Annotated in this window: 19 protein-coding genes and 1 riboswitch; of the genes, 3 read left to right on the plus strand and 16 right to left on the minus strand. The window is 72.3% G+C overall.

Going from position 1 to position 22,525, the window contains the following annotated elements:
- Window positions 1-4 precede the first annotated feature (4 nt).
- A riboswitch (cyclic di-AMP (ydaO/yuaA leader) is annotated at window positions 5-210 on the minus strand.
- Between the two features lie 291 nt (window positions 211-501).
- Complete coding sequence (locus ACIGFK_RS02325) at window positions 502-1,293, plus strand: tyrosine-protein phosphatase (protein WP_376658625.1); 792 nt, start codon at window positions 502-504, stop codon at window positions 1,291-1,293.
- Between the two features lie 76 nt (window positions 1,294-1,369).
- Here the strand turns inward: ACIGFK_RS02325 and ACIGFK_RS02330 are convergent, their stop codons facing one another.
- From ACIGFK_RS02330 to ACIGFK_RS02400, 15 genes are all read right to left on the minus strand, one after another.
- Window positions 1,370-2,773, minus strand: a complete 1,404-nt coding sequence (locus ACIGFK_RS02330; RefSeq protein ID WP_400050177.1) for an aspartate aminotransferase family protein — start codon at window positions 2,771-2,773, stop codon at window positions 1,370-1,372.
- Complete coding sequence (gene hpnH / locus ACIGFK_RS02335) at window positions 2,770-3,801, minus strand: adenosyl-hopene transferase HpnH (protein ID WP_376662214.1); 1,032 nt, start codon at window positions 3,799-3,801, stop codon at window positions 2,770-2,772. The genes ACIGFK_RS02330 and hpnH overlap by 4 nt, the downstream gene beginning before the upstream one ends.
- Window positions 3,802-3,806: 5 nt before the next feature.
- Window positions 3,807-4,478 (minus strand): 1-hydroxy-2-methyl-2-butenyl 4-diphosphate reductase, encoded by a 672-nt coding sequence (locus ACIGFK_RS02340; protein ID WP_376662215.1) that lies wholly within the window; start codon window positions 4,476-4,478, stop codon window positions 3,807-3,809.
- Window positions 4,478-6,427 carry a squalene--hopene cyclase gene (gene shc / locus ACIGFK_RS02345; protein WP_376662216.1) on the minus strand — a complete coding sequence of 650 codons (1,950 nt, stop codon included), beginning with the start codon at window positions 6,425-6,427 and terminating at the stop codon, window positions 4,478-4,480. The genes ACIGFK_RS02340 and shc overlap by 1 nt, the downstream gene beginning before the upstream one ends.
- Window positions 6,428-7,152: 725 nt before the next feature.
- Window positions 7,153-8,253 carry a polyprenyl synthetase family protein gene (locus ACIGFK_RS02350; protein ID WP_376662419.1) on the minus strand — a complete coding sequence of 367 codons (1,101 nt, stop codon included), beginning with the start codon at window positions 8,251-8,253 and terminating at the stop codon, window positions 7,153-7,155.
- A gap of 47 nt (window positions 8,254-8,300) precedes the next feature.
- Window positions 8,301-9,695 (minus strand): hydroxysqualene dehydroxylase HpnE, encoded by a 1,395-nt coding sequence (gene hpnE, locus ACIGFK_RS02355; RefSeq protein WP_376662420.1) that lies wholly within the window; start codon window positions 9,693-9,695, stop codon window positions 8,301-8,303.
- A 499-nt stretch (window positions 9,696-10,194) separates the two neighbouring features.
- A complete protein-coding gene (gene hpnD, locus ACIGFK_RS02360) occupies window positions 10,195-11,157 on the minus strand; it encodes a presqualene diphosphate synthase HpnD (RefSeq protein WP_400050179.1) in 963 nt (320 codons plus the stop codon).
- On the minus strand, window positions 11,154-12,083 hold the full coding sequence (gene hpnC, locus ACIGFK_RS02365) for a squalene synthase HpnC (RefSeq protein ID WP_376659944.1): 930 nt from the start codon (window positions 12,081-12,083) through the stop codon (window positions 11,154-11,156). Before hpnC ends, hpnD begins: the two co-directional genes overlap by 4 nt.
- A gap of 346 nt (window positions 12,084-12,429) precedes the next feature.
- On the minus strand, window positions 12,430-13,212 hold the full coding sequence (locus ACIGFK_RS02370; protein WP_376659315.1) for an ABC transporter ATP-binding protein: 783 nt from the start codon (window positions 13,210-13,212) through the stop codon (window positions 12,430-12,432).
- A complete protein-coding gene (locus tag ACIGFK_RS02375; protein WP_376659314.1) occupies window positions 13,205-14,134 on the minus strand; it encodes an ABC transporter permease in 930 nt (309 codons plus the stop codon). The genes ACIGFK_RS02370 and ACIGFK_RS02375 overlap by 8 nt, the downstream gene beginning before the upstream one ends.
- A 95-nt stretch (window positions 14,135-14,229) precedes the next feature.
- Window positions 14,230-15,102 (minus strand): glycosyltransferase family 2 protein, encoded by an 873-nt coding sequence (locus ACIGFK_RS02380; RefSeq protein ID WP_376659318.1) that lies wholly within the window; start codon window positions 15,100-15,102, stop codon window positions 14,230-14,232.
- A gap of 8 nt (window positions 15,103-15,110) precedes the next feature.
- Window positions 15,111-15,890, minus strand: coding sequence for a CDP-alcohol phosphatidyltransferase family protein (locus tag ACIGFK_RS02385; protein ID WP_376659313.1), 780 nt, complete (start codon window positions 15,888-15,890; stop codon window positions 15,111-15,113).
- Entirely contained in the window at window positions 15,868-16,929 is a 1,062-nt protein-coding gene (locus ACIGFK_RS02390; protein WP_376659312.1) for an iron-containing alcohol dehydrogenase family protein, read from the minus strand. The genes ACIGFK_RS02385 and ACIGFK_RS02390 overlap by 23 nt, the downstream gene beginning before the upstream one ends.
- Window positions 16,917-17,669, minus strand: a complete 753-nt coding sequence (locus ACIGFK_RS02395) for a sugar phosphate nucleotidyltransferase (protein WP_376659311.1) — start codon at window positions 17,667-17,669, stop codon at window positions 16,917-16,919. The genes ACIGFK_RS02390 and ACIGFK_RS02395 overlap by 13 nt, the downstream gene beginning before the upstream one ends.
- Window positions 17,666-19,462 carry a DUF5941 domain-containing protein gene (locus ACIGFK_RS02400; RefSeq protein WP_376659317.1) on the minus strand — a complete coding sequence of 599 codons (1,797 nt, stop codon included), beginning with the start codon at window positions 19,460-19,462 and terminating at the stop codon, window positions 17,666-17,668. Before ACIGFK_RS02400 ends, ACIGFK_RS02395 begins: the two co-directional genes overlap by 4 nt.
- Window positions 19,463-19,865: 403 nt before the next feature.
- Here ACIGFK_RS02400 and ACIGFK_RS02405 point away from each other — a divergent pair, with 403 nt between their 5' ends.
- The gene (locus tag ACIGFK_RS02405) at window positions 19,866-21,152 is read left to right on the plus strand and encodes a GNAT family N-acetyltransferase (protein ID WP_376659310.1); all 1,287 of its coding nucleotides are present in this window, start codon (window positions 19,866-19,868) and stop codon (window positions 21,150-21,152) included.
- A gap of 119 nt (window positions 21,153-21,271) precedes the next feature.
- The gene (idi, locus tag ACIGFK_RS02410; protein ID WP_376659309.1) at window positions 21,272-21,871 is read left to right on the plus strand and encodes an isopentenyl-diphosphate Delta-isomerase; all 600 of its coding nucleotides are present in this window, start codon (window positions 21,272-21,274) and stop codon (window positions 21,869-21,871) included.
- A 21-nt stretch (window positions 21,872-21,892) separates the two neighbouring features.
- On the opposite strand, the gene ACIGFK_RS02415 is transcribed toward idi, so the two are convergent.
- Window positions 21,893-22,396: an ATP-binding protein gene (locus ACIGFK_RS02415; RefSeq protein ID WP_376659316.1), complete on the minus strand. Its 504-nt coding sequence runs from the start codon at window positions 22,394-22,396 to the stop codon at window positions 21,893-21,895.
- Window positions 22,397-22,525 lie beyond the last annotated feature (129 nt).

Consider the following 22,525-nt stretch of genomic DNA (forward strand, 5'->3'; position numbering starts at 1 on the left):
GTCGAATTCCTCTCCGGCGCCTGCGAGGTGAGCTGTCGGGTTCGGACTGGAGATGTCCGGCGGTACATGAACGGACCATGTACGGCTTCACCCCTAGCCGTCCCGGAGCTGACTTCCGGGACAGCGGCTTACCTGGTTCCCCCGCTCCTGCCGCGCGTGAATGGTCGAGTGCGGTTTCCGGGCGGCGGCAGGATTCGGCGATCCACCCGGATCGGTCGCGAACGTAATCCCAAAAGGCCGCACCGAACAAGCCGTGAATTTCCTGACGGAATCACAGGCACGGGAAACCGGGGGAATGCTGGTCACCCTGCGTCCATTCCCGCCCGCCAACAACCGCGCCGGCGCAGGCATTCGGCTTTCGCGATCAGGCACTCACGGTCACCGTATGATCTGGCTCACGGGGACGCGCCCGATCTCGCCTCCACTTATGGCAAGTTGTCGCCAAGTAGTGTAATTCGGACAGAGCACCCACGAGCAGGATCACGAAGCGGAGGACTTCCCTTGACCCAGCAGATACAGGAGCCGGAACTGTCCGGAGTGCGCAATTTCCGCGATGTGGGCGGATTGCCGACTTCCGATGGACGAAGGGTCAGGACGGGACGACTGTATCGAAGCGGACATCTCGCACATGCCACTGAAACCGATGCGGAATTCCTCGATTCGCTCGGCCTGCACACCGTGTTCGACTTCCGCAACGGCGCCGACCACGCGCTGGAGGGCCCGGACGTGGACCTGCCCGGCGTGCGGAACGTGAACATCCCGCTCTCGGATCCGGCCGACGGCCGCGAGTTCTGGAAGATGGTCCGCGACGGCGACCTCGAGCAGCTCCGCTCGATCCTGGGCGACGGGAAGGCCGCGGCCCGGATGACGAACTCGTACCGGGCGATGATCAAGAACCGCACCGCCGAGCACAGCCGGGTCCTGCACGCCCTCGCCGAGGACAGCGTCCCGGCGCTGATGCACTGCGCCGCCGGCAAGGACCGGGCCGGCCTGTCGATCGCCGTCACCCTGCTCGCGCTGGACGTGGAGCGCGAGGCGATCGTCGCGGACTACCTGGAGTCGAACGCCCCGCACCGCCGCTACCGGGTCCGCCGGAGCGACGACTCCGCCGAGGCCCGCTCCCCCGAGGTGATGGAGCTGCTCGCCCCGCTCTTCGACGCCCGCGCCGAGTACCTGGTCGCGGCCTTCGACACCATCGACGAGACCTGGGGCGGCGTGGACCGCTACCTGGAACAGGGCCTCGGGCTCACGCCCGGGACCCGGAGCCGTCTGCGCGAGCGGCTGCTCGACTGACGGAGGGGCGGGAGGGGAGCGCGTCGGCGCGCTCCCCTCCCGCCCTTCCCGCGGCCGTCGGCCCGCTTCCCGCCGGTCAGCGGTTGCCGACCGCCTGCTTGACCAGGGTCCGGCCGAAGTCCCACATCAGCCCCGACCCGCCGTGCGCCTCGTCCATGACCGCGCGGAAGGCCCCGACGAACCGGTCGACGTCCCGCTCGTCCACGATCAGCGGCGGGATGAGCTTGATCACCTCGAGGTGGTCCCCGGAGACCTGGGTCAGGATCCGGTGCTTCTGGAGCAGCGGCACCACGACCATCTGCGCGAAGAGCCCCTTGCGGGCCGCCTGGAGCATCGTCCAGCGGCTGCGCAGCCCCAGCGAGGACGGCCGGCCGAACTCGATGCCGATCATCAGCCCGCGCCCGCGGACCTCGTGGAGCAGTTCGTACCCGTCCACGAGCGCGGCCAGCCGCCCGCGCAGCAGGTCGCCCATCGCCCGGGCGTTGGCCACGACCTCCTCGTCCTCCATGACCCAGAGCACCGCGAGCCCGGCGGCCATCGCCTGCGCGTTGGAGCCGAAGCTCGCGGAGTGCACGAGCACCCGGTCCATGGAGGAGTAGACCTTCTTGAAGATCCAGTCCTTTCCCAGGGTCGCCCCGACCGGCACGTAGCCGCCCGACAGCGCCTTGGCCACGCACACCAGGTCCGGCTCCACACCCGGCTCGTGCTGGTAGGCGTAGAAGTCGCCGGTACGTCCCAGCCCGGTCTGCACCTCGTCCGCGATCAGCAGCGCCTTGTGCCGGTGCAGCAGCTCCTGCGCGGCGGACAGGAATCCGGGCGGGGCCGCGAGGACCCCCTTGCCCTGGATCGGCTCGACGACGAGGGCGGCCACGTCTCCCTTGCGGAGCTCCCGCTCGAGGGCGGCCAGGTCCCCGAGCGCGATCCCGGTGTCGGGGAGCAGCGGGGCGAAGCCGTCGCGGAAGCCGCTCTCCCCGTTGACCGAGAGCGAGCCCGTGGTCAGGCCGTGGAAGGCGTGGTCGCAGTAGAGGATCCTCGGCCGCCCGGTGGCGTACCGGGCGAACTTCAGGGCCGTCTCCACGGCCTCGGTGCCGCTGTTCCCGAAGAAGACCCGGTCCAGGTGGGGGCTGTAGGAGAGCAGCTTCTCGGCCAGCAGCCCGGGCAGCGGCTGGCAGTCGAAGCGGGTGAGGTCGGCGAGCTGGGCGTCCAGGACGTCGTGCAGGGCCTGACGTACGACGGGGTGGTGCCGGCCCAGGCCCATCACCCCGAAGCCGGCCAGCATGTCCAGGTAGTCGTTGCCCTCGGCGTCCCAGAAATGGGCGCCCTCGGCCCGCTCGTAGACCTTGTCGAAGCCGATGGTGTGCAGCATCCGGGGCAGTTGGTGGTTGAGGTGCCTGGCGTGCAGTTCGTACCGCTCCGCCCCGCGCGCGGCCAGCAGGGCGCCGAGGTCGAAGCCCTTCCCCCCTCGTGACTCCGCTGTCATGCCGACTGGTCCCGGTTGCCGCGGACCGTCTCGCGGGCCGCGCGGAGGGATTCCTTGAGGGAGCCCATCGTGGCGAGGACCGCGGTGGGCTCGTACCCGCAGTGCGCCATGCAGTTGGCGCAGCGCGGGTCCTTGCCGCGGCCGTACTTGGTCCAGTCCGTGTCGTCGATCAGTTCCCGGTAGGTGGGAACGTAGCCGTCGCTCATCAGATAGCAGGGCCGCTGCCAGCCGAAGAGGGAGTAATTCGGAATGGCCCAGGCCGTGCAGGGGAAATCGGCCTTTCCTTCGAGGAAGTCCAGGAAGAGCGGGGAGTGGTTGAGCCGCCACCGCCGGCGGTTGCCGCCCGCGAACGCCTTCCTGAAGAGTTCGCGGGTCTGCTCGACACCCAGGAAGTGCTCCTGGTCGGGAGCCTTTTCGTATGCATAGGCGGGCGAGATCATCATCTCGTCGACCTTCAGGTCGTCATTGAGGTAGTTCAGGACCTCGATGATCGTCTGCGGGGTGTCGGTGTTGAAGAAGGTGGAGTTGGTGGTCACCCGGAATCCGCGCCGCTTCGCCTCCTTGATGGCGGCGACCGCCTCGTCGAAGACGCCTTCCTTGGCCACGGACTCGTCGTGCCGCTCGCGCAGGCCGTCGATGTGCACGGCGAAGGCGAAATACGGCGACGGCGTGAACTTCTCGATCTTCTTGCGCAGCAGCATCGCGTTCGTGCAGAGGAAGACGTACTTCCGCTTCGCCACCAACTGTCGGACGATCTCGTGGATCTGCGGGTGCATCAAGGGCTCGCCGCCCGCGATGGACACCATGGGCGCGCCGGATTCCAGCACGGCGCCGACCGCCTGGGCCACCGGCATGCGCTGCTTGAGCACTCCGGCGGGGTGCTGGATCTTCCCGCAGCCTTCGCAGGCGAGGTTGCAGGCGTAGAGCGGTTCGAGTTCGACGATCAGCGGGAACTTCTCACGCCTGCGGAGCTTCTGTTCGAGAAGATAGGTCCCGACCCTGATGGACTGTCGCAGCGGCATGGCCATCTGGCTCACCTCCTGGGGAGCAGCAAAGAACGGTGCCAGTCGTAGAACGCGGGCAGCACGGCACGGAGAACACGGAAGGCCGATATTCCACCGCGAACCGTGCCGATACGGACGAGCTCGTGTTCCGGAGCGTCCACGATCACCCGGACGGCCGCAACCGGACGTCCCCCTCCTGCCGGAGGACCGGGGCCGCGGGTCGCGGTCCACAGGGTGGACGCCGACTCCATGTCGACTGCGATCGCGCCGGTGGCGCGCAGCTGCGCGCGCTCCTGGCCGCGGACGACGTGGTCCGATCCGGTCAGTGCGCCGGTGTGCACGGTCCGGCCGGGGGCGGCCCGGGCCAGCGCTTCGGCGAGCAGGGCGGTTCCGGTGCAGGTGACGGTCCCCTGCGGGTCCCGGGTCTCCTCGGCGACGACCAGGTCGCCGGGGTGCATGCCGGGGACGAGTCCGGCGCAGAACCCGGTCGCGAGGACGGCCGCCCGGTCCATCCCCGGTCCCTCCAGGGCCCGGCCGACGGCCCGCTCGGCGGCGCGCGGGCCCATGCCGGTGCGCAGGAGCCCGTACGCCTGCGGGGCGCCCCGGCCCGCGCTGCGCAGTGCGGCCTGCTCGATGCGCAGGGCGCAGGCGACCAGCAGCGGGTCCGGGTTCTCGGACCGGTCCGCCCCGGCGGCGGACATCAGGGCTCTCCGGCTGCGGCGAACGGCTCTCCGTGCAGGTAGCGGCCGAGCGCGGTGAGCGGGAAGACCTGCCGGTACAGGTGGTAGTTGATGGAGAAGTCCCAGGGGAAGCCGGTGCCCGTGAAGTGCGGCTCGTCCCAGGAGCCGTCCTGGCCTTGCGTCCGTACGAGGTGGGCGATGCCGCGCTCCACGGCCTTGGTGTCCCGCCCGCCGGCCGCCATCAGGGCCATCAGCGCCCACGCGGTCTGCGAGGCGGTGGACTCGCCCTTCCCGGCCCAGGAGCGGTCCTTGTAGGAGCGCTGGTCCTCGCCCCACCCGCCGTCCTCGTTCTGTACGGATTCCAGCCAGCGCACGGCCCGCCGGATCGCGGCGTGCGAAGGGGCGAGGCCGGCGGCGGTCAGGGCCGGGACCACCGCCCCCGTTCCGTACACGTAGTTGGTGCCCCAGCGGCCGAACCAGCAGCCCTCCGGCTCCTGTTCGGCGAGCAGCCAGGCGATGCCGCGCCGGGTGCGGGCGAGTCCCGCCTTGCCCTCGACGGCGAGCATCTCCACGACGTGGGCGGTGACGTCGGCGGAGGGCGGGTCGACGACCTCGCCGAAGTCGCAGAAGGGCAGCTTGTTGGGGAGGATGCTGGTGTTGTCGGCGTCGAAGGCGGCCCAGGCGCCGTTCCCGGACTGCATGCCGAGGGTCCAGGAGACGCCGCGGGCGATGGCGGCCTCGACGCGGGCCGGGTCCGGGTGCTCGATCCGGCGCAGCGCGAGGACGACCTCGGCGGTGTCGTCGATGTCCGGGTAGGTGTCGTTGTGGAACTCGAACGCCCAGCCGCCCGGGGCGAGTCCGGGCCTGCGCACCGCCCAGTCGCCGCTGCGGACGATCTCCTCTCCGAGCATCCAGTCGGCGGCCTTCACCAGCGCCGGGTGGTCGGGGCGCAGACCGGCGTCGGCCAGCGCGATCGCGGCGAGGCAGGTGTCCCAGACCGGGGACTGGCAGGCCTCGATCATGCGGGCGCCGTCCTCGCGCCAGACCGCGAAGCGGTCCAGGGATTCCAGCCCGGCGCGCATCACGGGGTGGCCGAGGTCGTAGCCGAGCAGGTGCAGGGCGATGACCGAGTAGACGGCGGGGGGCTGGATGCCGCCCCAGCAGCCGTCGTTCTCCTGGCGTTCGACGATCCACCGGCCGGCCGCGGCCATGGCGGCCTTGCGCAGCCGGCGCGGGGCGAAGCGGCGGTAGACGTGGAGAGCCTTGTCCATCCGCTGGAAGGCGCCGTTCCAGGTGGTGGCCGGGGCGAGCCGCGCGGCCGGGTAGGGCGTGCGGGCGTCGGTGTGCAGCTCGTCCAGGGCGAAGGGGGCGGGGCGGACCGGGCGCATCGCGGAGACCACGGTGAGGGGGACGATGGTCTGGCGGGCCCAGCAGCCGAAGTCGTAGATGTTCAGCGGCACCCAGGGCGGCAGGAACACCAGCTCGGGCGGGAGTTCGGGCAGGTGGTCCCAGCTCCACCAGCCGAAGAGCGCGAGCCAGATCCGGGTGAAGACGCGGGCGGCGGCGATCCCGCCGTGGGCCCGGATCCAGGCGGAGGCCCGGACCATGTGCGGGGCGTCGGGGGCGTCCCCGGCGAGGCGCAGTGCGACGTACGCCTCGATGGTGGCGGAGAGTTCGGGCGGCCCGCCGTGGAAGGTGGCCCAGGTGCCGTCCTCGTTCTGCTCACCGCGGATGAAGAGGGCCGCGGCGTGGGTGGTGGCCTCGTCGCGGATCCCGAGGAACTGCCGCAGCAGGAGGTCCTCGGCGTCCATGGTGACGTTGGTCTCCAGGTCGCCCTTCCACCACCCGGCGGGGTCCTGCCGCTCCAGCAGGTGCCGCGTCGCCCGCCGGGCGGCCTCCTGCGCGGCGAGCGTCCCCGCGTCCTGCGGCTCGCGCGGGCCCGCTTCCGAGGTCCCGCCCCACTCCGGCACGCCGTACCCGGCCCGGGGCCCGGCCTCCGGGACCGGTCCGGACCCCGCGGGGGTCCCCCCCGGGCCACGGCCGGAGGCCGGACGGGCCTGGGGCCCGGTCACCTCCGCGGGCTCCGGGCCGGCGGGCGGCGCGGGCGGCTCCGCCGTCGCCGCGTCGGCTCCCTGACCGGCTCCATGCCCGGCAGGACCCCGCCCGGCTCCCGGCGCGGCCGCGCCCGACGTCGACGCACCCGGCCCGTCGCCACGGCCAGAGGCCGGGCGGGCCGGCGCCCCGGTCGCGGGCTCCGGCCCGTCCCGCGGCTCGAGCGGCTCCGCCGCGCCGGGCCGTGGGCCGTGGCTGCCTGGCGACGGCCCGGGTCGGCCGAGCCCGCCCTCCGGGCCGGCCAGGCCCTCCGAGCTGGTGCGCGGGGTTCCGGGCCGCGCGGGGCCCGGCTCCGGGGCACGCTGCCCGGTGGCGCCGGCCTCGGCCCGCCCGGCCGGAGCCCTGCGGCCGGCTTCCGGCGCACCGGGGCCCGGACCCGGTGCGGCCGCACCCACCGGGTCCGGGCCCGGGCGGCCGGGTCGGAATTCGCTGCCGGCGTCGGCGCGGTCCGCGCTGCCGTCGGTCGTCGCTGTCATGGCTTCCCCTTCGTGCAGTCGGTCCTCTGCTGTGCTGGGGTCTGCCGTCGGCCGGCGCATGGGCGCCGGCCGGCGACTCGCGAGTCATATCCGCCGTCGGGTGGCGGTCACCTCTTGCGCACGACGACGAAGTCGGCGAGTGCGACCAGCTGCTCGCGCACCCGCTGCGGCATGTCCACTTCGTCCAGCGCGCGGATCGCGATCGCGTGCTGGCGGCGCGCCTCGTCCGCCGTCCACTGGCGGCCGCCCGCCGCCTCGATGAGCGCCGCGCGGGCCGCGAACTCCTCCTCGGAGAAGTTCTCGAAGTCGCTGCTCTTCGCGTCCGCCGCGAGCAGCTCGGCCAGTTCGGCCGAGGCCGGCCCGCCCGCCGCCAGGGCGGCGACGACCGGCAGGGACTTCTTGCGCTGGCGCAGGTCGCTCCACGTCTGCTTGCCGGTGGCCTCCGGGTCGCCCCAGATGCCGAGCAGGTCGTCCACGGCCTGGAAGGCGAGGCCCAGGTGGTAGCCGTACTCCTCCAGCTTGTCGGCCGTGCGGTCGTCCGCGCCGCCGAGCACCGCGCCGATGGACACCGCGCAGGCGAGCAGGGCGCCGGTCTTGTTGCCCTCCATCTCCAGGCACTCCTCGACGCTGACGCGCTCGCGGTGCTCGTACGAGATGTCCTGCGCCTGGCCGTCGATGAGCTTGCGGCTGGCGGTGGTCAGTCGGCGCGTGGCGCGTCCCGCCTCGACCGTGCCGAGTTCCAGCAGCACCTCGTTGGCGAGGGCGAAGAGCGCGTCGCCGACCAGGATCGCCTGGGCCGGTCCGTGCACCTTCCACACCGTGTCGCGGTGGCGGCGCTGCTCGTCGCCGTCCATCAGGTCGTCGTGCAGCAGCGAGAAGTTGTGCACGAGCTCGACCGCGACGGCGCCCGGGATGCCGACCTCGGCGGGCGCGCCGGCGGCCTCGGCGGAGAGCAGTGCGAGGGCGGGGCGCACGGCCTTGCCGCCGTCGCCGTCCGCCGGGTTGCCCTGGGCGTCGATCCAGCCGAAGTGGTAGGCGGCGACGGTGTCCATGGGCGCCGCGAGCCGGTCGACGGCGGCACGGAGCACGGGGGTCGACAGCGTGCGGCCGCGCTCGAGCAGGGCGAGCGTGTCGGCCGTCTCGACGCCCCCTCCGGCCGTGCCCACACCGGCACCCGTGTTCTCGACAGCCGGATTACCCGGGTTCACTGGCTCTCCTCTGGTTCCTGTACGTGCTGCGGTCGTGCTGATGGTCGTCATGCCGCCTCCTGCAGAGGGTGTTCGCGGTGGCGGCCGAGGGCGGCGAGTGCGGCGTGTGCCGCGCTCAGTCCGCTCCTGACGGCGCTCTCCATGGTCGCGGGCCAACCGGTGGCAGTCCACGCACCGGCCAAGTAGAGCCCCGGCGTGTCGGTCCGCGCCCCGGGGCGCAGCCGGCCGACGCCGGGGGTGGGGGCGAACGTGGCCGTCCGCTCCCGGGTGACGAAGAAGTCCCGTACCTTGGCGCCGCGCGCGGCGGGCAGCAGCCGCTCCAGCTCGGGGAGGTACTTGGCGCGCAGCACGGAGACGGGTTCGTCGATGTCGTCCTGGGCCACGGACTGGGACAGCGCCAGGTACTGGCCGCCGTCGGGCAGTCCGGAGGAGTCGGTGCGGTCGAAGACCCACTGCACCGGCGAGCCGAGGGCGGCGAAGAAGGGCTGCCGCAGGACCTTGCGGTCGTAGACGACGTGGACGTTGAGGATCGGCGCGGTGCCGATGTCCAGGAGCCGGTCGGGGTCGGCGAGGGCCCCGGCGGGGAGCAGTCCGTGTGCCTCGCGCTGCGGGACGGCGAGGACGACGGTGCCCGCGTCGAGGGATTCGCCCTCGGTGTCGACCCGCCAGGTGCCCCCGGGGACGGCGCTGATGCCGGTGACGCGGGTGCGCAGCCCGGTCCGTACGCCGGCCGCGTCGAGCTGCTTGCGGGCGAGGGTGTCGTGCAGGTCGCCGAGGGGTACGCGGGCCCAGCCGATGTCGGCGGCGCCGTTCTCGGAGAGCAGGCCGGTCTTGAAGACCATGGCGGCCAGGCCCAGTGAGGAGTGCTGGGCGGTGGCGTTGAGGGTGGCGATGCCGACGAGGTCCCAGAGGGCTTCGACGGTCCGCGCGGACTGGCCGTGGCGGCCGAGCCAGGTCGCGAAGTCCACGCCGTCCAGGGCCGGGTCGGCGGGGTCGAGCCGGCGCAGCGCGAGGGCGGCGCGGCCGACGCTCGCGCGCTCGGCGAGGGAGAGGTGGGGGTAGCGGGCCAGCGAACCGGCCAGGTGCAGGGGCACGGGCAGGGCGCTGCGGCGCAGCCGGCCCAGGCGCGGGCCGCGCGGGTGGGCCACGTCGAGCACGGGTACGTCGAGCCGGTCCTGCAGGGGGGCCAGGGCGGCGCCGCCGACGCGGTCGAGGAACCAGCGGTAGGCGGTGCAGCAGCGCAGGTAGACGTGCTGGCCGTTGTCGACGGTGAGTTCGCCGCGCTTGAAGGAGAAGGCGAGCCCGCCGAGCCGGGGGCGGCCTTCGAGGAGGGTCACCTGCAGCCCGGCGTCGGCGAGTTCGAGCGCGGCGGTGACCCCGGCGAGGCCGCCGCCGACGACGACGGCGCGGCTGTCGCTGCCGCGGGTATCGCTGCCGCTCATGCACCCTCCTCCGTGTTGCGGTGCGGTCCGGGAGCGCCCGCCGCGAGAGACGCGCCCGCCGCCGGAGCGGTTGCCCGGGCAGCACCCGGCGCCGCCGGGGCCGGGTGTGCGGCGGGGCGCCCCCGCGGGGCGTCGAACGCGCGTGCCCTGCGGGCCTCCCCCAGGGACATTCCCGTGCCGTCGGGGTCGGGTGTGCGGCGGGGCGCCCCCGCAGGGCGTCGAACGCAGCCGCCCTCGGCTGCTCCGGCCCCTGGAAACCCTCGACGGCCGAGGAGGTGCCCCGGCGCGCGCCCGGGCCCGGCGGCCCACCCTGCGGCCCGGCTGTGGGTGCCGCTGCGCGGAGCCGTCCCCGACCCGCCCTTCCACCGTTCCCTGGGGCTCCGCCCCAGACCCCGGCCCTCGAACGCCGGACGGGCTGGAACACCCGCCCCGGACCGGGTCCTCGGATGCCGGGCGGGCTGGATGGTGCGGCCGGCAGCGGTGAGCGTCGGCGCGGGCATCAGGGTCGCCTCCGGGAGACCTGGCGGGCGATGGTGCGGGCGTCGAGGCCCGAGAGGCCGCGGACGGCGACGTACGCCTTCTCGTGCGGCGGGAGCGAGACGCGGCCCCGCAGCACCGCCTCCGGCTCGCGCTCGATGCGGTCGAGGAGGCGCCGGTAGATGCCCGCCATGGCGGCCACGCAGGCGCCGCTGCGCCGGTCGAGCAGGGGCAGCAGCCGATAGCCCTCGACGAACAGGGCGCGGGCGCGCCGGACTTCGTGGTGGACGAGCCCGGGGAAGTCGGAGCCGGCGGGGGCCCGGTCCCCGTGGAAGCCTTCCCCGCAGCCGAACTTGGCGAGGTCCTCGGCGGGCAGGTAGGTCCGCCCGTTGCCCGCGTCCTCCCGGACGTCGCGGAGGATGTTGGTGAGCTGCAGGGCGAGGCCGAGCGTGTCGGCGTACTCCGCCGCGCGCTCGGCCTCGGCGGCGCCGGGGCCCGCGGCGTTCACCGTGCCGAAGACGCCGAGCGAGAGCCGCCCGATGGCTCCGGCCACGCAGCGGCAGTAGAGCTTGAGGTCGTCCCAGGTCTCGTAGGTCTCGCCGCGGACGTCCATCAGGACGCCGTCGATGAGTTCGTCGAGGCCGCCGAGCGGGATCGGGAAGCGGCGGGAGGCGTGCGCGAGGGCGACGGCGACCGGGTCGGTGTCGTCCTCCTCGACCTCCTCGGCCCGGATCCGGCCGAGCAGCGCCCGGGTCTCCTCGAGCCGGACCAGCTTCGCCTCGGGCGGCAGCGTGCCGTCGCCGATGTCGTCGACCCGCCGGGAGAAGGCGTACAGCGCGGACATCGCCTGCCGCTTGTCGGTGGGCAGCAGGCGGATGCCGTACGCGAAGTTGCGCGCCTGCGATCCGGTGACGGCCTCGCAGTAGCCGTAGGCCGCCTGGACGGGTGCGGACACGTGTGCGGTTCCCTCCACGGTCGGGCTCACCCCTTTCTCGGCGCGGTGCGCAGGACGGCGGCCACCTCGCGGAGCAGGCCGCTCTTGGTGGGCTTGGGCGGGCCGGGGAGTACGTCGAAACCGGCGGCGGTGACGGCTCGCAGGGCGGCGCGTCCCCCTCCCACGAATCCCGCGAGCAGCAGCCTGAGCCTGCCGTGCACGCTACCCACGAGCGGGGTGCCTTCATTCAGCAGCTCGTGCGCGCGCTCGCACTCGTAGGCGATCAGGGAGCGCACGGCCGCGCCGGCGGACGGGGCGGCCAGGTCGGTTTCGGTGACGTGGAACTGCCGCATGTCCTCGGCGGGGAGGTAGATCCGGTCGCGGCCGAGGTCCTCGGCGACGTCCTGGACGTGCTCGACGATCTGCAGGGCGGTGCACACGGCGTCGGAGAGGCGGATTCGCTCGGGGGTGCTCGTTCCGGTGATCGAGAGCACGAGGCGGCCGACCGGGTTCGCGGAGAGCTCGCAGTAGCGGAGCAGGTCCCCGTACGTCTCGTAGCGCGCGACGTGCTGGTCCTGGCGGTTGGCCTCGATGAGCCCGAGGAACGGCTCGGGGGTCAGGCCGTGGGCGCGGACGACGGGCTGGAGGTCCAGCAGCAGCGGGTGCCGGGGCGGGCCGTCCGTGCCGCCGAAGACGCGCAGCAGGTCGGCCTCGAGGGCGTCGAGCATGGCGGGCCGGTCGTCGGCGGAGGCCGGGTCGAGGCCGAGGAGCACGGCGTCGAGCCCGCCGGGGGCGAGGTCGCCGTCTCCGATGTCGTCGACGAGGCGGGCGTAGCCGTAGACCGCCGTCAGGCCGTCGCGCCAGGCGCGGGGAAGGAAGACGGGGGCGACGGGGAAGTTCTCCGTGGCCGCTTTGTCGAGGGTGGCGCGCACGTGGACGGTGCCGGACGAGGTACGGATGCCGTGCCCCGGGGTCACCGCCCGCCGCCCGGGGCGGGGACGGCCGTAGAGCCTGGGGGCCGGAGAATTCCCGTAGCCATTGCCGTCACATCTCCCGTTCTACACTGCCGACCCAATACATCCTATTTCGGACACGCCGCCGGGGTATCCCGGGGGCTGCGCCCGGAACTCTCCACGGGCCGCTCACCTGTGGGGAATCGTCCCCTCTTGGCTCGATTCAGGACCGCATCAGCTTACGCTGTACAACGCCGCGACGGCCGCCCGGGTATTCGTCGCGCCACTGAATGTCGCCGCGGAATACGGAAAACATGCCGAGGCCCCCGCCGCGTGAAGCGGCGGGGGCCCGGGCGGAACCGGTTCGCGGTCAGCCGTTGGTCGCCTTCTCGTAGGCCGAGACGACTTCCTCCGTGGGCCCGTCCATCAGGAGTTCGCCCTTCTCCAGCCACAGCACCCGGTCGCAGGTGTCGCGGATGGACTTGTTGTTGTGGCTCACCAGGAAGACCGTGCCGGCCTTCTCCCGCAGTTCCCGGATACGGTTCTCGGAACGCACCTGGAAGCTGCGGTCACCGGTGGCGAGCGCCTCGTCGATCATCAGGACGTCGTGGTCCTTCGCCGCCGCGATGGAGAAACGCAGACGCGCCGCCATACCGGAGGAGTAGGTGCGCATCGGCAGGGAGATGAAATCGCCCTTCTCGTTGATGCCCGAGAAGTCGACGATGTCCTGGTAGCGCTCCTTGATCTGCTCGCGGCTCATTCCCATCGCGAGACCGCCGAGGACGATGTTGCGCTCACCGGTGAGGTCGTTCATCAGCGCCGCGTTCACGCCCAGCAGCGAGGGCTGGCCGTCGGTGTAGACCTTGCCCTCCTCGCAGGGGAGCAGACCCGCGATGGCCCGCAGCAGGGTCGACTTGCCGGAGCCGTTCGAGCCGATGAGGCCGATGGCCTCGCCGCGGTACGCCGTGAAGGTGACCCCGCGCACGGCGTGGACCCGGCGGACGCCCGGTGCGTCGCCCTTGCCCCGGCGCATGATCTTGCTGAGCGCCGCGGTGGCGCTGCCCTTGCCGGAGCTGCCCGTGTTCACGCGGTACACGATGTGCACGCCGTCGGCGATGACGGTGGGGACGCGCCCCTGGTTGTTCTCAGCCACGGCCGTAACGCTCCTCAGCCTTCCAGAAGTACACGAAGCCGCCGAGGCCGATCACGACGGCCCAGCCGACCGCGAAGAGCCAGACGTGGGGCGGCAGGTTCTCCGCCCCGTAGTTGTCGATCAGCGCGAACCGGATGAGGTCCATGTAGATCGCGGCGGGGTTCCACTGGAGCGCGTCGGCGATCCACGCCGGCTTGTCCTGGAGCATCGTGCTGATCGAGAACATGACACCGGAGGCGTACATCCACGTACGGGTCACGAACGGCATGAGCTGCGCGAGGTCGGGCGTCTTGGAGCCCATCCGCGCGAAGATCATGGCGAGGCCGGTGTTGAAGACGAACTGCAGCACCAGCGTGGGGACGACCAGCAGCCAGGACAGCTTCGGGACGTTCCCGAAGGCCATCACGACGATGAACACGACGATCATCGAGTAGAGCAGCTGCCCGAGCTGCTGCATCGAGAACGAGATCGGCAGGGAGGCGCGCGGGAAGTGCAGCGCGCGGACCAGGCCGAGGTTGCCGGGGATCGCCCGGACACCCGCCATCAGCGAGCTCTGCGTGAAGGTGAAGACGAAGATCCCGATCACCAGGAAGGGGATGTAGACCCCCTTCTGCATGCCGCGGTCCGCATTGAGGATCAGCGCGAAGATCAGGTAGTAGACCAGGGCGTTCAGCAGCGGGGTCGCCACCTGCCAGACCTGGCCGAGCTTCGCCTGGCTGTACTGCGCCATCAACTTGGCCCGGGAGAACGCCATGATGAAGTGGCGCCGGCCCCAGAGCTGGCGCACGTACGCGCTCAGACCGGGCCGGGCGCCGCTCACCGAGAGGCCGTACTTCCTGGCGAGCTCCGCGGGGCTCAGTCCCGCGTCGGCGGACGGCGGCATGCTCGTGGCGAGGGCGCCGTCGTGGGTTGTGTCACTCACAAGTTGAAACTTTCGTCTTCAAGATGCGGCCAGGTCGGGCATCAGGCCGGTGGCACGAGGCCCATGATCGCGTCATGTTCGCAGACGCGGGCTGGTCAGATGACAGGTGGTCGGCCCAGACGGGTCAACCGCCAGACCGTACGCCATCTCATCGGGCGGCGGGGACCGCAGGGAGTCGTCCACCCCTCCCGGAAACCGCCGAACCAGGCCTTCAGCGCCGGTCCCGAGGGCTTGCGCAGGAGCGTCAGCAGGAGCCAGACGCCCACGTAGACCGGGACCAGAGGAGCGGGCAGGTTGCGGCGGGCGAGCCACACCCGATTACGGGCAACCATACGGTGGTAAACCGCGTGCCGGGAGGGGGCGGTGGTCGGGTGCAGCAGCACCATGTCCGCCCGGTAGTCGATCGACCACCCTGCGTCGAGGGCCCGCCAGGCCAGGTCGGTTTCCTCGTGCGCGTAGAAGAAGTCCGCCGGAAGGCCCCCGACCTGCTCGAACACCTTGGTGCGGACGGCATTGGCGCCGCCGAGGAAGGTGGTCACGCGCGAGGAGCGCATCGGGTCGGAGGCGCGCAGCCGGGGCACGTGGCGGCGCTGGGTGATGCCGGTCTCAGGGTCGGCGATCCGGAAGCTGACGATCCCGAGCCCCGGGTCCTCGGCGAAGGCCTGGCGGCACAGCTCGGCGGTGTCGGTGCGCTCCAGCAGGCCGTCGTCGTCGAGGAACAGCAGCGCGTCCACGTCGGAGCCGCCGGGGCCGAAGGCGTCGATGCCCACGTTGCGCCCGCCGGGGATGCCCAGGTTCTCGGGCAGGTCGACGGTGCGGATCCCTTCGGGCAGGCCGGTGACCTTCACGCCCTGGCCCACGACGACGACCTCGACCGGGTCGCCCTCCTGGCGGGCCACCGAGTCGATCAGGGCCTTCAGGTCGTCGGGGCGGTTGCCCATGGTGATGATCACGGCGCCCAGCCGCATCGGCGTGGTCACTTGAGCCTGCTGGAGGCCAGGATCGACACCAGGTGCAGCACGGTCTGGAGCAGCGCGATGGCCGCGAGGACGGCGACGCCGACCCGGGACCAGAACAGGTCGCCGCGGATCTGGTCGGCGACGGCCAGCACCAGGATGAGCAGCGAGGCCTCGATGCCGAGGACCAGGCGGTGGAACTTCAGCGCTGCGGCCGCCCGGCGGGCGAGCGCCATGCCGGAGGAGCGCGGCTCGGCCGCCGCGTCCTTGACCACGGGCTTGCCGGCCTGGTGGCGGGCGACGCCGACCAGGTCGGTCTCGGCCTTGATCAGGATCGCGCCGAGCGCCGCGAGGGTGCCCAGGAAGGCCCACAGCCAGTCGATCCGGCCGCCGCCCCAGAGGTCGGCGGCGCGCAGGCCGAAGCCGGTCAGGACGGCCGCGTCGCACAGGTAGGCACCGACCCGGTCCAGGTACACGCCGGAGAGCGAGAACTGCTTCTTCCAGCGGGCCACCTCGCCGTCGACGCAGTCGAGCAGCAGGTAGAGCTGGACCGCCACGACGCCGAGGACGGCGCCGAGGATGCCCGGGACCAGCAGGGCCGGGAGGGCGAGGACGCCGCAGAGGGTCATCACGTAGGTCAGCTGGTTCGGCGTGACCTTGGTGGTGACCAGGAAGCGGGTGATGCGCAGGGAGATCTCACGCATGTAGAGGCGGCCGCCCCAGTGCTCGCCGCTGACCCGGTCCTTGACGCCCGCCGGGTGGACGACGGGGCGGAGTTCAGCTACGGATGGTCTTGGCATAGTCGGCGTAAGCGTCCCTGATCTCGGCGGCGGACAGGTTGAGGTGTTCCAGGATCGTGAAGCGTCCCGGACGGGTCTGGGGGGCGTACTCGACGGCCGCGACGAACTCGTCGACGCTGAAGCCGATCTCCTCCGGCCCGACCGGCAGGCCGTGGCGGCGCAGCACCTCCACGAAGAGCCCGGACTGCTCCGCGGCCCCCCGCAGGTGCATCGCGAAGGCGGCGCCGAGGCCGACCTGCTCGCCGTGGAGCGCGGAGCGCCCGGGGTGGAGCAGGTCGAAGGCGTGGCTGATCTCGTGGCAGGCGCCCGAGGCGGGGCGGGTGTCCCCGCTGATCGACATGGCGATGCCGGTGAGGACGAGCGACTCGGAGAGCACGGTGAGGAACTCGTCGTCACCGCAGCCGCCGGGGTGGCGCAGTACGGCCTCGCCGGCGGTACGGGCCATGGCGGCGGCCAGACCGTCGACCGGCTCGCCGGTGACCTCGCGGGAGAGCTCCCAGTCGGCGATGGCCGAGATGTTGGAGATCGCGTCGCCGATGCCGGCGCGGATGAACCGCACCGGGGCTTCCTTGATCACGTCGAGGTCGATGACCATCGCGATCGGAGTGGGCACTCCGTAGGAACCGCGGCCGTTGTCGTTGTCCAGGATGGACACCGGCGAGCAGATGCCGTCGTGCGAGAGGTTGGTGGCGACGGCCACCATGGGCAGCCCGACCCGCGCCGCGGCGTACTTCGCGACGTCGATGATCTTGCCGCCGCCCAGGCCCACGACGGCGTCGTAGCGGCGGCCCTTTATGTCGTCGGCCAGCTTGACGGCGGAGTCGATGGTGCCGTCGACGACCGGGTACCAGTCGGCGTGCGGCAGTACGGGCTCCAGCCTGGCGCGCAGCGCCACTCCGGAGCCCCCGCTGATCGCGATGGCCAGCTTGCCGGAGGCGGAGATCCGCTGGTCGGCGAGGATGCCGTCCAGCCGGTCCATCGCCCCGCCGCTGATGTCGACGACGACGGGCGAGGGGATGAGCCTCGTCAGTACTGGCATGCGATCGTCCGGCCCTTGGCGAGGTCGTCGTGGTTGTCGATCTCGACCCACCTGACGTCGCCGATGGGGGCCACGTCGATCGTGAAGCCGTCGTTGACGAGCTGCTGGTAGCCGTCCTCGTAGTACAGGTCGGGGTCGCGCTCGAAGGTGGTCTTGAGCGCCTCGGCCAGCTGCTCGGCGGCCTCGGGCTCGATGAGGGTGACGCCGATGTACTCGCCGGTGGCGTCGGCGGGGTCCATCAGCTTGGTGATCTTCCGGACGCCCTGACCGTCGGCGGTGACGACCTTCATCTCCTCGTCGGCCAGGCTCTTGACCGTGTCGAGGGCGAGGATGATCTTCTGGCCGTTGCCGCGGGCCGCGAGCAGGGTCCGCTCGACGGAGACGGGGTGGACGGTGTCGCCGTTGGCGAGGATCACGCCCTGCTTCAGGACCTCACGCGCGCACCACAGGGAGTAGGCGTTGTTCCACTCCTCGGCCTTGTCGTTGTCGATCAGCGTGATCTTGACGCCGTACTTGGCCTCCAGGGCCTCCCGGCGCTCGTAGACGGCTTCCTTGCGGTAGCCGACGACGATGGCGACCTCGGTGAGGCCGACCTCGGCGAAGTTGCCGAGGGTGAGGTCGAGAACCGTCAGGCTCTCCTCGTCGCCCTCGGGGCCGACGGGCACGAGGGCCTTGGGCAGGGTGTCGGTGTAGGGACGCAGGCGGCGCCCGGCACCGGCAGCGAGTACAAGGCCGATCATGCTGGTTCTCCTTCGTCATGTACGGCGGGTGCCCCGGAGGAGACCCAGAAGCGGATGCTCTCCGCGAGCACCACGATTGCCACGAACACGGCCAGGACCGTGAGCGCGACGGGGAAGTCCGATGCGCGCCCGGCGAGGACGGCGGCGAGGACCGTGGTCAGCAGGACCCGGCCCTCGTGGCCGCCGATCGTCCGCACCAGCCAGTGCGGGGGCGCTCCGGTGCCGCCGCGAATGCGGTACACCGTGTCGTAGTGATGGTAGGCGACCGCCGCGATCAGGCCGAATGCCGCCGGGAGGGCCCCGGGGACGTCCGCCTTGGCGGCGAGCACGAGGACCGTCACGTACTCCGCGGCCCGGAAGAGCGGCGGGATCAGCCAGTCCAGGGCGCCCTTGAGGGGGGCCGCGACGGCGAGGCCGGCGGTCATGGCGTAGATCACGGCGACGGCGGTCAGACGCCGGTCGCCGAAGGGCAGGTACAGGGCCGCCCCGATCATCAGCAGCGTGCCGAGGGCCGCCACGTACACCGACCCGAAGGTCCCGGCGCGGCCGCGCAGCAGCCGGGCCTGGAGCTCGGCGAGCGGGCCGGAGTCGGTCAGGTCGGCGAGGGCCTGGGCGGCGCGGTCCGTGCGCTTCGCCTTGCGGGTCAGGGAGCGCAGCACCCGGCCCGCGGTGGTGTAGAGCGCACCGAAGGCGCAGCCGGCGATGAGGGCGTAGAAGACGATCCGGGGGGTGGTGAAGGCGGTCAGCACCGCGATCATGGCCCAGCGCTCGCCGATGGGGAGGATGATCATCCGGCGGACCCAGACCGTCCAGCCGACGCTGTCGAGCTTGTCGGAGAGGGCCGCCGTGGGGCTGGTGTTCGCCGTGGCGTCGTGGTTGGCCTCGTTGAACGAGAAGTCCACGACGTGCCGGCAGGTCATGAGGACCATGGCGCCGACGGCGAGGCCCCACACGTCGTCGCCGTTCCTGGCGGCGCCGAGCGCCAGACCGGCGTAGAAGGAGTACTCCTTCGCGCGGTCGAAGGTGGCGTCGAGCCAGGCGCCCATCGTCGAGTACTGGAGCGAGTAGCGGGCGAGCTGCCCGTCCGTGCAGTCCAGTACGAAGGAGACGAGGAGCAGCACACCGGCCGCCACGTAGCCCCAGCGCTCGCCCGTGGCGGCGCAGCCGGCCGCGATCAGCGCGGTGAGCAGCGAGGCGGTGGTGACCTGGTTCGGGGTCAGGCCGCGGCGCGCGCACCAGCGGGCGATGTAGCGCGAGTACGGGCTGATGAAGAAGGTGGTGAAGAACCCGTCGCGGGACTTCACGGCGGTCCGCAGCCGTACGGCCTCGTCGTCGACGGCGGCGACGGCGGCGTTCGCCGCCTCCCGCTCCGCCGCGGTGGCGGGGACGGCTGCGACGAGGGTGCCGAGCTCGGGGCGCTGAACGGCGGTCCCGGCGGCCTCGACGGTGCCGGCGAGCCGGTCCGCGTAGGGGCCGGAGCCGTCGGGGCCGAGCGCGGCGGCCTTGGCGGCGGCCTCGTCGAGGGCCGCGCGGGCGCCGGGCTGCACGGAGAGCGCCCCGGTGACGGCGCAGGCGTCGAAGCGCGGGTCGGTCAGCGCGAGGCGCAGGGCGTGCACGTGCCCGACGAAGGCACTGTCGACGACGGCCACGCGCTGGTCGGCGGGGACGCCCGCGAGTGCGGCGGCGGTTTCCTGGGGACCGGCGGCGGGGCGGACGTCGAAGCCGAGTGAGCGCAGCTCGTCAGCGAGCGGTGATCCGGGGACCGGCAGGCCGGTGAGGATGACGGTCGGCAGACGAACTCACTCCTTGTGACGGATTGCGGACGGGCGCGCCCGTCGGGGCGCGGCACGTCGGCTGAGGCTATCGGATGAATGGAAGCAGGGGTTCATCACCCGTTTACGCCCTGATAAGCGGAATATTCCCGGCCATCGGGCCCTGTCGAGCCCTGGCGGAGCCCGTCCCGGACATCATCGACGATCATGGCGCCCTACCACAAACGGCTCGGATGTTACGGTGGACACGCCCTGTAGGCGAACGAGCGAGGAAGAGGTGGGTTGATGACCGTCGTAGTGGTCGCGGCCATGCGCAGCGAACTCCGGTGCATCCCCCATTCCTCCCGGGCACCCGGCCACCGGGCCTGAACCGCACCACCGACAGGCCCCCGGTCGGCCGGAGCCCCCTTTCCAAGGGTTCACGTTGACCGACGACACCAGCACCTCCGCCTTCACCGAGGCCTTCTTCGCCCTGCACCACGGTCTGCCGCGGCAGGCTCCCGGCTCCGACGCGAGCACCCGTCACCTGCTCTCCCTGTGCGGGCCGCTGCCGAAGCGGCCGCGCGTCCTCGACCTGGGCTGCGGCCCGGGCCGCAGCGCCCTGCTGCTGGCCGCCGAGGCGGGTGCGGACGGCGCCGAGGTGACCGCCGTCGACCTGCACGCCCCCTTCCTCGAAGAGCTGCGCACCGAGGCCTGCGCCCGCGGGCTCGGCGACCGGGTCCGCACCGTCCGGGCGGACATGGGCGCACTTCCCGCCGAGGAGTTCCCCGACGGCTCCTTCGACCTCGTGTGGGCGGAGGGCTCCGCCTACACGATCGGCTTCGGCACCGCGCTCGCGCGCTGGCGGCGGCTGCTCGCCCCCGGCGGCACGATCGTGCTGACCGAATGCGAGTGGACCACCCCGGAGCCGTCCGCCGGGGCGCGCGCCTTCTGGGACGCGCAGTGCCCGCTGCGCTCCACCGCCGGGAACCTCGCCGCCGCCCAGGCCGCCGGGTACCGGGTGCTCGGCGTGCACCACCTGCCCGACTCCGACTGGGCCGAGTACTACGGACCGCTCGCCGAGCGGGTCCGCACCCATCCGGGCGGCTCCCCCGCGGCGGAGGCCGCGCTGGCCGCCACCCGCGAGGAGCTCGCCGTACGGGCCCGCCACGGGCACGAGTACGGCTACACGGGCTACGTGCTGCGCCCGGTGACCGCCGGGGCCGGCGGGGCCTGGCCGGCCCGTCCGGAGACCGCGGCCGACGTGGCCGCCGTACGGGCCGTCAACCTGGCGGCCTTCGAGACCCCGCTGGAGGCGGATCTCGTGGACGCGCTGCGCGCGGACGGGGCGTGGCTGCCCGGGCTGTCGTACGTGGCCGAGGGGCCCGACGGGTCGGTGGTGGCGCACGCCCTGCTCACCGCCTGCGAGGTCGACGGGGTACGGGCGCTCGCGCTCGCCCCCGTCGCGGTGGCTCCCGGGCTGCAGCGCTCGGGCGCGGGCAGCTCGGTCGTCCGGGCGCTGCTCGCCGCTGCCGGGGAGCGCGGGGAGTCGCTGGTCCTCGTGCTCGGGCATGCGGAGTACTACCCGCGCTTCGGCTTCGTACCGGCGTCGCGCTTCGGGATCCGGGCGCCGTTCGAGGTGCCGGACGAGGCCATGATGGCGCTGGTACTGGACGATTCCGTACCGGTTCCGGCGGGCACGATCAGCTACCCGGCCCCGTTCGGAGTCTGATGCTCCGCCCCACGCCGCATAGCACGCGGCGTGGGGCGGACGCGGACAGATCTTCGAAGTGGGGACAAGACCCTTTTGTACGGCAGACTGAAGGCCGAAGTCCGAAGCGAAGGATGGGTATGCCGACCACACCAGCCACCGCCGCCAGCAGCGCGTCCGACGGCACCGGGACTCAAGAACCGATCATGCTCGAACTGGTCGACGAGTCCGGCAACACCATCGGCACGGCGGAGAAGCTCTCCGCCCATCAGGCGCCGGGGCAGTTGCACCGGGCGTTCTCTGTGTTCCTCTTCGACGAGCAGGGCCGGCTGCTGCTGCAGCAGCGGGCGCTCGGGAAGTACCACTCCCCCGGCGTCTGGTCGAACACCTGCTGCGGTCACCCCTATCCGGGGGAGTCTCCGTTCGCGGCGGCCGCCCGGCGGACCCACGAGGAGCTGGGGCTCTCGCCCTCGCTGCTCGCGGAGGCGGGAACGGTGCGCTACAACCACCCGGACCCCGCATCGGGTCTGGTGGAGCAGGAGTTCAACCACCTTTTCGTGGGACTTGCGCAGGCCGCGGTGCACCCCGACCCGGAGGAGATCGCGGACACCGCCTTCGTCACCGCCGAGGAGCTGGCCAAGCAGCACGCCGAAGTTCCCTTCTCGGCCTGGTTCATGACCGTGCTGGACGCGGCGCGGCCCGCGATCCGCGAGCTGACGGGCGACGCGGCGGGCTGGTAGCCCTTCGTACGGCCCTCGCCCTCAGGCGGCCGGGGCCGGCCCGGCGGGCGCGGTGAGCGGCAGGGCCGCCCAGATGACCTTGCCGCCGGTCGAGGTGTGCTCGACGTCGCAGACCCCGCCGGCCTCCAGCGTGACCTCGCGCACCAGGAGCAGCCCCCGGCCGCCGGTCTGGCCGAAATCGGCCTCCAGCGCCTTGGGGCGGTACGGGTGGTTGTCCTCGACGGCCACCCGTACCCACGAGCGGCCGATCGCCACCTCCACCGCGACCTCGGGCGAGAGCAGGGCGGCGTGCCGGACCGAGTTCGTCACCAGTTCGGAGACGATCAGCAGCAGGGAGTACACGATGTCCTGCTGGGCGGGCACCCCCTGGCGCCCGAGCAGCTCACGGACCGCACGACGGGCCTGCGGAACGGATTCTTCTACCGCGGGCGCGGTGAACCTCCACACCCCCTCGTACGCGAGGGGGTCGGCCGGAGCCGTCGGCTCCGCCTCCCTGGCTGGCGGGACGCTCCCGCTGACATCCATCTTCCGTCCCCCGTCTTCGCGCTCGATCGTCTCCACGCGTCAAGAGTGGGGAACGGGCTGGTCCGGCCCGAACCGCTGACCAGAAGTCAGCGCCAATCGGACGCTTTCTGACCGCCGGCGTATGACAGA

This window comes from Streptomyces sp. NPDC085524 (genome assembly GCF_044541755.1).
Taxonomy (GTDB): domain Bacteria; phylum Actinomycetota; class Actinomycetes; order Streptomycetales; family Streptomycetaceae; genus Streptomyces.

What these genes read in the sequence shown, in the direction of transcription:
- ACIGFK_RS02415 (WP_376659316.1), bottom strand. Translation starts at nt 22,396, where the DNA reads ATGGATGTCAGCGGGAGCGTCCCGCCAGCCAGGGAGGCGGAGCCGACG.
- ACIGFK_RS02380 (WP_376659318.1), bottom strand. Translation starts at nt 15,102, where the DNA reads ATGCGGCTGGGCGCCGTGATCATCACCATGGGCAACCGCCCCGACGAC.
- ACIGFK_RS02390 (WP_376659312.1), bottom strand. Translation starts at nt 16,929, where the DNA reads ATGCCAGTACTGACGAGGCTCATCCCCTCGCCCGTCGTCGTCGACATC.
- hpnE (WP_376662420.1), bottom strand. Translation starts at nt 9,695, where the DNA reads ATGAGCGGCAGCGATACCCGCGGCAGCGACAGCCGCGCCGTCGTCGTC.
- ACIGFK_RS02395 (WP_376659311.1), bottom strand. Translation starts at nt 17,669, where the DNA reads ATGATCGGCCTTGTACTCGCTGCCGGTGCCGGGCGCCGCCTGCGTCCC.
- ACIGFK_RS02340 (WP_376662215.1), bottom strand. Translation starts at nt 4,478, where the DNA reads ATGTCCGCCGCCGGGGCGGACCGGTCCGAGAACCCGGACCCGCTGCTG.
- idi (WP_376659309.1), top strand. Translation starts at nt 21,272, where the DNA reads ATGCCGACCACACCAGCCACCGCCGCCAGCAGCGCGTCCGACGGCACC.
- hpnH (WP_376662214.1), bottom strand. Translation starts at nt 3,801, where the DNA reads ATGGCCATGCCGCTGCGACAGTCCATCAGGGTCGGGACCTATCTTCTC.
- ACIGFK_RS02330 (WP_400050177.1), bottom strand. Translation starts at nt 2,773, where the DNA reads ATGACAGCGGAGTCACGAGGGGGGAAGGGCTTCGACCTCGGCGCCCTG.
- ACIGFK_RS02385 (WP_376659313.1), bottom strand. Translation starts at nt 15,890, where the DNA reads ATGCCAAGACCATCCGTAGCTGAACTCCGCCCCGTCGTCCACCCGGCG.